The sequence below is a fragment of the Paenibacillus sp. NPDC058177 genome, from assembly GCF_042883835.1.
Classification (GTDB): Bacteria; Bacillota; Bacilli; order Paenibacillales; family Paenibacillaceae; genus Paenibacillus_AQ; species Paenibacillus_AQ agri.
The window spans coordinates 60,421-67,224 of the sequence record NZ_JBHVVB010000012.1; the positions used below are offsets into that span (position 1 = coordinate 60,421).

8 protein-coding genes are annotated in these 6,804 nt (G+C 46.8%); 6 read left to right on the forward strand and 2 right to left on the reverse strand.

The genetic code is table 11. The annotated features are described in order from the left end of the window. Nucleotides 1-75 precede the first annotated feature (75 nt). Both cwlD and ACFVU8_RS29120 read left to right on the forward strand, forming a co-directional pair. Entirely contained in the window at nucleotides 76-849 is a 774-nt protein-coding gene (gene cwlD, locus ACFVU8_RS29115; RefSeq protein WP_387432061.1) for an N-acetylmuramoyl-L-alanine amidase CwlD, read from the forward strand. Between the two features lie 63 nt (nucleotides 850-912). Beyond that, entirely contained in the window at nucleotides 913-2,025 is a 1,113-nt protein-coding gene (locus ACFVU8_RS29120; protein WP_175370332.1) for an Mrp/NBP35 family ATP-binding protein, read from the forward strand. A 74-nt stretch (nucleotides 2,026-2,099) separates the two neighbouring features. On the opposite strand, the gene gerD is transcribed toward ACFVU8_RS29120, so the two are convergent. Beyond that, the gene (gene gerD, locus ACFVU8_RS29125; protein ID WP_175370331.1) at nucleotides 2,100-2,783 is read right to left on the reverse strand and encodes a spore germination lipoprotein GerD; all 684 of its coding nucleotides are present in this window, start codon (nucleotides 2,781-2,783) and stop codon (nucleotides 2,100-2,102) included. 129 nt (nucleotides 2,784-2,912) lie between these two features. Here gerD and ACFVU8_RS29130 point away from each other — a divergent pair, with 129 nt between their 5' ends. Next, nucleotides 2,913-3,503, forward strand: coding sequence for a KinB-signaling pathway activation protein (locus ACFVU8_RS29130; RefSeq protein WP_387432070.1), 591 nt, complete (start codon nucleotides 2,913-2,915; stop codon nucleotides 3,501-3,503). A gap of 150 nt (nucleotides 3,504-3,653) precedes the next feature. Beyond that, a complete protein-coding gene (locus ACFVU8_RS29135; RefSeq protein WP_387432064.1) occupies nucleotides 3,654-4,475 on the forward strand; it encodes a PPK2 family polyphosphate kinase in 822 nt (273 codons plus the stop codon). Between the two features lie 62 nt (nucleotides 4,476-4,537). Here ACFVU8_RS29135 and pdaB read toward each other — a convergent pair whose 3' ends face one another. Then, nucleotides 4,538-5,344, reverse strand: a complete 807-nt coding sequence (gene pdaB / locus ACFVU8_RS29140; protein ID WP_379469829.1) for a polysaccharide deacetylase family sporulation protein PdaB — start codon at nucleotides 5,342-5,344, stop codon at nucleotides 4,538-4,540. Nucleotides 5,345-5,454: 110 nt separating this feature from the next. On the opposite strand from pdaB, the gene ACFVU8_RS29145 reads away from it, so the two are divergent. Further along, nucleotides 5,455-6,066, forward strand: coding sequence for a stage II sporulation protein M (locus ACFVU8_RS29145; RefSeq protein ID WP_387432067.1), 612 nt, complete (start codon nucleotides 5,455-5,457; stop codon nucleotides 6,064-6,066). Between the two features lie 173 nt (nucleotides 6,067-6,239). Then, nucleotides 6,240-6,470, forward strand: coding sequence for a hypothetical protein (locus ACFVU8_RS29150; protein ID WP_066367494.1), 231 nt, complete (start codon nucleotides 6,240-6,242; stop codon nucleotides 6,468-6,470). Nucleotides 6,471-6,804 lie beyond the last annotated feature (334 nt).

Below are 6,804 nucleotides of genomic sequence, written 5' to 3' on the forward strand. Positions count from 1 at the left end.
TCCAAAGCCAGTAATAATTGACCCTCTTGTCCCATATAGATGAGTAGAATCTATCGGGACGAGGGGGTCTTTGTTATGTCTGGCCGAAAGCAGAGTAAAGTCTCGGTCTGGATCGCATGGAGAAGCATCAGAAAAGGCATGCTCGGCATAGCCTTACTGGCATTGATGATCGGAATCATCGCCTATGACATGCCTACAGCTAAAACAACAAATTATTGGAGCCTGCCGCTGTCCGGTAAAGTCATCGCTATAGATGCCGGCCATGGGGGACCGGATGGCGGTGCTGTCAGCCGAGAAGGGCTGATTGAGAAGGAGATCAATCTGTCCGTTTCTCTCTATCTGCGGGATTATCTGCAGCAGGCCGGTGCTATTGTGGTGATGACCCGTGAAGGTGATTACGACTTGGCACAGAATGATACGAAGGGTTATGCGAAGCGCAAGACAGAGGACCTGAAGCAACGGGTCAGAACGATTGAAGAGAAGCGGGTGGACTTATTTATCAGCGTTCATATGAACAGCATTCCCTCCAACCGTTGGAGCGGAGCACAAACCTTTTACTATCCCAATAACCAGGATAACAAGCCACTAGCGGATTTCGTACAGGCCGAGCTAAGGAATACGCTGGAGAATACGGATCGTGTGGCCAAGACAGTTAATACGGTGTATCTGCTTAAGGCACTGAAGATGCCGTCTGTGCTGGTAGAAGTCGGGTTTCTATCACATCCACAGGAGTCTTTGCTTCTTGGAGATGATGTATATCAGCGCAAGGTGGCAACCAGTATATACCGGGGAATCCTCCGATACGAATCAGAGCAGCCGGGTAAGGACTACTCTTCCATAGAAAGGTAATGCTATAATAAGACAAAAAACACCGGAGCAATTCTGTCCGGAAGTGAAACTGAGGTGCTTTCCATGCTGACCAGGGAACAAATTCAGGAACTTTTGCAGAACATTAAAGACCCGGAAACCGGAAAAAGCCTTATCGAGCTGCAATTAATTCGCGATATTATGATTAAAGAGGATCGTGTCTCACTGTCCATTGTCTGTCTGGATTCAGAAGAGCAAAGACGCATAGAGCTGGAACAGCAAGTGCGTGATTTGCTGGAGAATGGCGGGGCGGGGAACGTGCACATCCGGCTTAGGGATGCCACAGACTATGAGCGCTCGCTCCATAGGGGTGGAAATTCCGAGGAGTCCGAAGAGGAGCACGAGGTTAAGCTGAAAAAAGGCCATGCTGCCGGTCTTGATGATCATGAACTGATCAGTCCGGAATCAGGTGTGAAATTTATTGCTGTAGCTAGTGGTAAAGGCGGTGTAGGGAAATCGACCGTCACTGTTAACTTGGCGGTAGCCCTGGCACGTAAAGGTAAGAAGGTGGGCCTGATCGACGCTGATATCTACGGCTTTAGTGTTCCAGATATGATGGGCATTGAGGAAGGGCCGGTGGTTGATGACGGGACTATTATTCCTGTGGAGCGTTTTGGCGTAAAAGTGATGTCCATGGGTTTCTTTATCCGTGAGAACAGTCCTGTCATTTGGCGTGGGCCGATGCTTGGCAAAATGCTGCGTCAATTCTTCAGTGATGTAGGCTGGGGAGAATTAGACTACATGCTGCTGGATCTTCCCCCAGGAACAGGTGATGTGGCCCTGGACGTGCATCAGATGCTTCCACAGAGTAAAGAGATTATCGTGACTACCCCACATGCCACTGCAGCCTTTGTAGCCGCCAGAGCGGGCGCTATGGCTTTGCAGACGGATCATGAAGTTATCGGGGTGATCGAGAATATGTCCTATTACGAATGCTCGGGCTGTGGACAGAAGGAGTATATCTTCGGACGCGGTGGCGGTGCCAGACTGGCGGAGACTCTACATACTGAGCTTTTGGCTCAAATTCCACTTGGAGCACCGGATAATCATATCTCAGAGCCGGATTTCTCACCTTCGGTATATAAAGAAGAGACAACAGCAGCCTTGTTGTTTGCCGAAGTGGCGGACAAGCTGATTGCTAAATATGAGCAAGAATAAAACCGCATCACATTAAAATGAAAAAGAGGCCGTTTCTCCATTTGGTGGGGAAAGGCCTCTTATTTGTGCATTATTTAAGATCCGGAGTCGTCGCCACCGCCACCACCATCTTGTTTTCCACCTTCGCCTTGCCCACCGCCTTCCTTCTTCTGGACCTTAGGCTGAAGCTCTTCCTGGACAACGGTCTTCAGAAGATTGAGCACTTCCATGCGGAACAGAGGATTCTGCATCGCATCCTGCATAATGGTCATCGTTTGCTTGCGGTAGTCTGGGGTTTTGGTGAGATCCAGATACATCTTCGTCATCTCTGGAGACTTCATAATTTCCCCGACCGATTTCTGGTACGTGGGGTCTTTGATCAGCTGTTGATGAAGCTCTTTGCTTTGTGCGTTAATGGCTTTGGCGAACTCACCCGCGAACTTCGGATCTGTCATGATCTTCTCAAGTTCCTTTTTGTACTCCGGCGCCGTCAGTGTGTCCTTGACTGCCACGCGAATTTGTTCTGTGGTCTGAAGCGGTACCATCTTCATGCTCATTCCGCTTCCGCCGCCTTCACCGCCTCCCGAGCTGGGACTCGAAAGAGCCTCTTCGACCGCCTTTTTCCCATCATCACTTTTTAATATATCAACAACCATGGTCTTCATTTCCTTGTATCCGCCTTGTCCTGAGGAAGAACTGCTTTGCTCGCCTCCACAGGCCGTCAAGGTCAGGACCAAGCTCAATGTTAAACTGGCGAAGCCCATCGTCCTCCATTTCATTGGCACTGCCCTCCTTTGTAGGATTTTGATATGTAGTATGCCGCTTGAGAATACATTTAATGTCACACAGTAATGGTTTTTTGACGGTAACCTTGGTAAAATAAATCTGACATGAGGGGGGTGAACTGGCTGAGCATTAAAAAGTGGTTTTATTTATTTTGGACTACGCTGCTTATCGGAGCGGCCGGGGCTGTCATTGCCGGTCTTGCACTGCAGGCAGTGAATGGCAAGATTGATTTTAAAAGTACGGTAGATTTTCTGCTGTACCCGCTTATTTTATTGGGGTATGGAATGCTGGTTAGCGTCTATTCCCAGCTTGGCTTTTTCGCCTATCTGATTCTGAACTACATGGGCATTGGCGTATTTCCGCGAAAAGTCTGGCAGTACATACAACTGGTGTTGGCCGTGCTCGCCTTGCTGGAGCTCGTCTTCTTACGCTCTGTCGTGGGTGGGGAGCGAAACGTAACCTCAGACCTGTTCTTGGGGATTCTGATTCTGCTATCCGCTATTGTAGTGACTTACTTTAAGGTAAGGAGTACGAACTTCTCTGCCTGGATCCCCACGTTTTTCTTTATGACAGCGATTACTATCGTAGAAACCATCGGCGTGCTTCGTATTGGCGTTGACAGTGCCACCGTATTTATTATTGTTCCTTTGATCGCCTGCAATGCCTTCCAAATCTTGATGCTTCATCGTGTTTTGAAGCCCCAGGCTGCCTGAAGGAGAATGTACCCAATCCCTCGTTTCCTTATCCTGCAAGGAGGCGGGGATTTTTATTTTATGTGGGAAGAACGGTTAAAAACGGACACTGGAGGGTAATCTCAGAAAGACGCTTTTATTGCGAATTCATCTTAATGGGGAGGGGAATATATGGGCATCAAGCGCTATATGATAAAAGACACAAACGAAATCTCGCTAAGCAAACTGGATCCGGGTGAGAAGGGAACGTTCAAGTCGAAGGAAGAGGCAAGCGTGGAGACGGAGCGGCTGAAAGAGCGGCTTGCGGAACTGCAGGACATTCTCTTTGCCCAAAAGAAACATTCATTGCTTGTGATCTTGCAAGGTATGGATTCCAGCGGGAAGGACGGAACAGTCAAACATATTTTCTCAGGACTCAATCCTCAAGGCTTCACAGTCACCAGTTTTAAGAAGCCTACTCTGGACGAAGCGGCGCATGATTTCTTGTGGAGAGTACACCAGAAGACGCCACCTAAAGGCTATATTTCTGCTTTCAACCGCTCGCATTATGAGGATGTACTGGTTCCTCGTGTACACGGCGGCCTGAGTAAAGAGGAGTTGAAGCGCCGTTTTCGCTATATCCGCCAGTTTGAGGAAATGCTCGCCGAAGAAGGGACGACTATCGTCAAGCTCTTTTTGCATATATCCAAGGAGAAGCAGATGGAGAAGATCCAGGAGCGTCTCCATGATCCCAAGAAGCACTGGAAATTTGATGTTAGTGATCTGCAGGAGCGGGAGTACTGGGGGGATTACCAGAAGGCGTACGAAGATGTTTTCCGGGAGAGCAGTATAGAAAAAGCACCATGGTATTGGATTCCGGCCAATCACCGGTGGTACCGCAATTATTTGGCTCTATCCATTGTAGTGAAGACGCTGGAGGGTCTTGATCTGAGTTATCCGAAACTGGACGCCCCCACACCCAATATCTCGGAGCTCATTTCCCCACATCATTGAAATTTGAGGAATGGATAGGCTTTTTATATAATTAGCGGTACCACAGGGAAGGCATTTAAGTATTACATGCCGGCTGCATCCTCCAGCCGGTCATTCAGCCAAGCAGAATCCCGGACTTCCTTGCCTTCAGTGCTGCTTTGGCTCAGAAGCTCAGATACAGTAACGAATTCATAACCTTGGGCGCGCAGCTCATCAATAATTCTGGGGAGGGCCTCGTGTGTCTGTTTACAGGAGTCGCTGGCATGCAGAAGCACGATATCTCCCGGATGAGCTTTTTTCGTCACGCGGTTAACGATATTATCTACGCCGATGTTTTTCCAGTCCAGGGAATCGGTGTCCCATTGAATCACTTTGTAACCGAGATCGGTGGCCACCTGTAGTACCCTTTTGTCAAAATCGCCATTAGGCATACGAATCAGATTCGGTTCTTTCCCTGTCAACTCGGTCAATACGGTGTGAGCGGTACTAATTTGTGTGCGAATTTCCTCGTTGCTAAGAGTACTGTAATTGACGTGTTTATGCCCGTGGCTTCCAATCTCATAGCCCGCATCTTTGATGCTTGTCACAATATCGGGGTGAGTTTTACTCCATGGTGAGGATAGGAAGAAAGTTGCCTTATCCACTTTTTTGTCTTCCAGCACCTTGAGAATTGGTCCAGGCCTCTTCTCTCCCCAGCTAATATCGAACGTCAGGGCAATCAGCTTCTTCTCCGTCGGTACACTGTAGATCGCGGAAGGGGGGGCGGCTTGAGAAAACACCGTAATATTTCCCCTCTCGATATACACTACACCGGCAGCAAGCAGCGCAGCAGCGAAGATATAAAAGAACCTTTTGATCTTCTTGCCGCTAAATACATAAAACGAATTCATAAATGACAGCGCTCCTCTCCCCAGCAAATGCTTGTTTGTTCTAAATGTATGCTCGTACCGTCATGTTATGACCCTTGAGATAGGGAGATCACTAATATCAGGAGGTATCTATGCTATCGTTCTTCACTTTTGCCAAAGATCTTAAATCTATCCGAAAGGCATTATTGTTCTCACTACTGTTGTTCGCCTTGGGTGTAGTGTTCGGCTGGATCGGCACAGAAGGCTTGGAAAAGCTGCTTATGCAGCAACTGGAGGGACTCAGAACAATTAGCGGAACACTAAAGGAGTCGTCTAATCCTCAATGGAGCTTCTTTGTATTTATATTTTTAAACAACAGTATTAAAGGTGTCGTTATTATCTTTCTCGGAGCATTGTTTGGCATACTGCCGGCGTTATTCTTGCTAATCAATGGTGCGGTAATCGGCTATATTGTGCATTTGTCGGCACTTCAAGGCCAGGATTTGTTCTCGTTGATTGTAAAAGGTCTGCTGCCGCACGGAATTATTGAGATCCCTGCTATTATTATTGCCTGTGCTTTTGGACTGCAGTTTGGAGCTAAGGTTGTCGCGAGTATGTTTAGAAGAACGGGGAGGAGCGGGACTAGAGGAGAAGAGTGGTCTTTCTTTATGAGACAGACATTAACGGCTTCTATATGGATCGTTATCCTTCTATTTGTTGCGGCTATTATCGAAAGCACAATTACATTTTCTCTTTTATCATAAAATATCTGGGAAATGAGCATAACATTAGAGTCATGTATTTGGGGAAAGTGGGTAAATAAAAGGTAAGCAACTTAAAGTGTGCCATACCGGGGAATGAACTACTTTTCCATAACCATCAGTTTCTGTATTTAAGGCAATTGTAAAATGAAACCCTTGCGAAGGAGGCCAAGCATATGTTGGGGATGTTGTTCAACGAGAAGGAGTGCAAGGAACTGGACTATGTTTTGCGCAAAGAGCTTGATGAGATGCTGTTAGACTTGAGCGATCAACGCTTGGACCAAAATATTAGGCATGCTATCGCCAACCGATACAAAACAGTATTTCGTATGTATGCGCGTTTCGCTCCCCAGAAAGAGTTGTCCAAGTATGCTTGGGGCGGGAAGTCTTCTCAGTTCAAGCATTGAAAAAGAAAGGCTATAGTAAGAGTTCAAGATTAGCTGAAAAAATATAAAATAATAGCTTGACTAAAAGGGGGGCGCCGTGATAAATTATATCTCGCGCCCCTTTTGGTTATCAAAAAAGGTGAACGCAGGCAAGAAAAACGAAAAAAACTTTTTTCAAAAAAACACTTGCCAAAAAGCACAACAGTATGATATATTATAAAGGTCGCTGCTGAGACATTAAGCGGCAGACAAACGAGAAATTGATCTTTGAAAACTGAACAACGAGTGAGTATCGAATTCACGAAAGTGAGTTCAAAAATGAGAATTTTTAATTCTCGTCAGATGTTTCAAAATG

Excerpts from the sequence above, each read along its gene's own strand:
- ACFVU8_RS29145 (WP_387432067.1), top strand. The coding sequence starts at position 5,455 with ATGCTATCGTTCTTCACTTTTGCCAAAGATCTTAAATCTATCCGAAAG.
- ACFVU8_RS29120 (WP_175370332.1), top strand. The coding sequence starts at position 913 with ATGCTGACCAGGGAACAAATTCAGGAACTTTTGCAGAACATTAAAGAC.
- ACFVU8_RS29150 (WP_066367494.1), top strand. The coding sequence starts at position 6,240 with ATGTTGGGGATGTTGTTCAACGAGAAGGAGTGCAAGGAACTGGACTAT.
- ACFVU8_RS29135 (WP_387432064.1), top strand. The coding sequence starts at position 3,654 with ATGGGCATCAAGCGCTATATGATAAAAGACACAAACGAAATCTCGCTA.
- pdaB (WP_379469829.1), bottom strand. The coding sequence starts at position 5,344 with ATGAATTCGTTTTATGTATTTAGCGGCAAGAAGATCAAAAGGTTCTTT.
- cwlD (WP_387432061.1), top strand. The coding sequence starts at position 76 with ATGTCTGGCCGAAAGCAGAGTAAAGTCTCGGTCTGGATCGCATGGAGA.
- gerD (WP_175370331.1), bottom strand. The coding sequence starts at position 2,783 with ATGAAATGGAGGACGATGGGCTTCGCCAGTTTAACATTGAGCTTGGTC.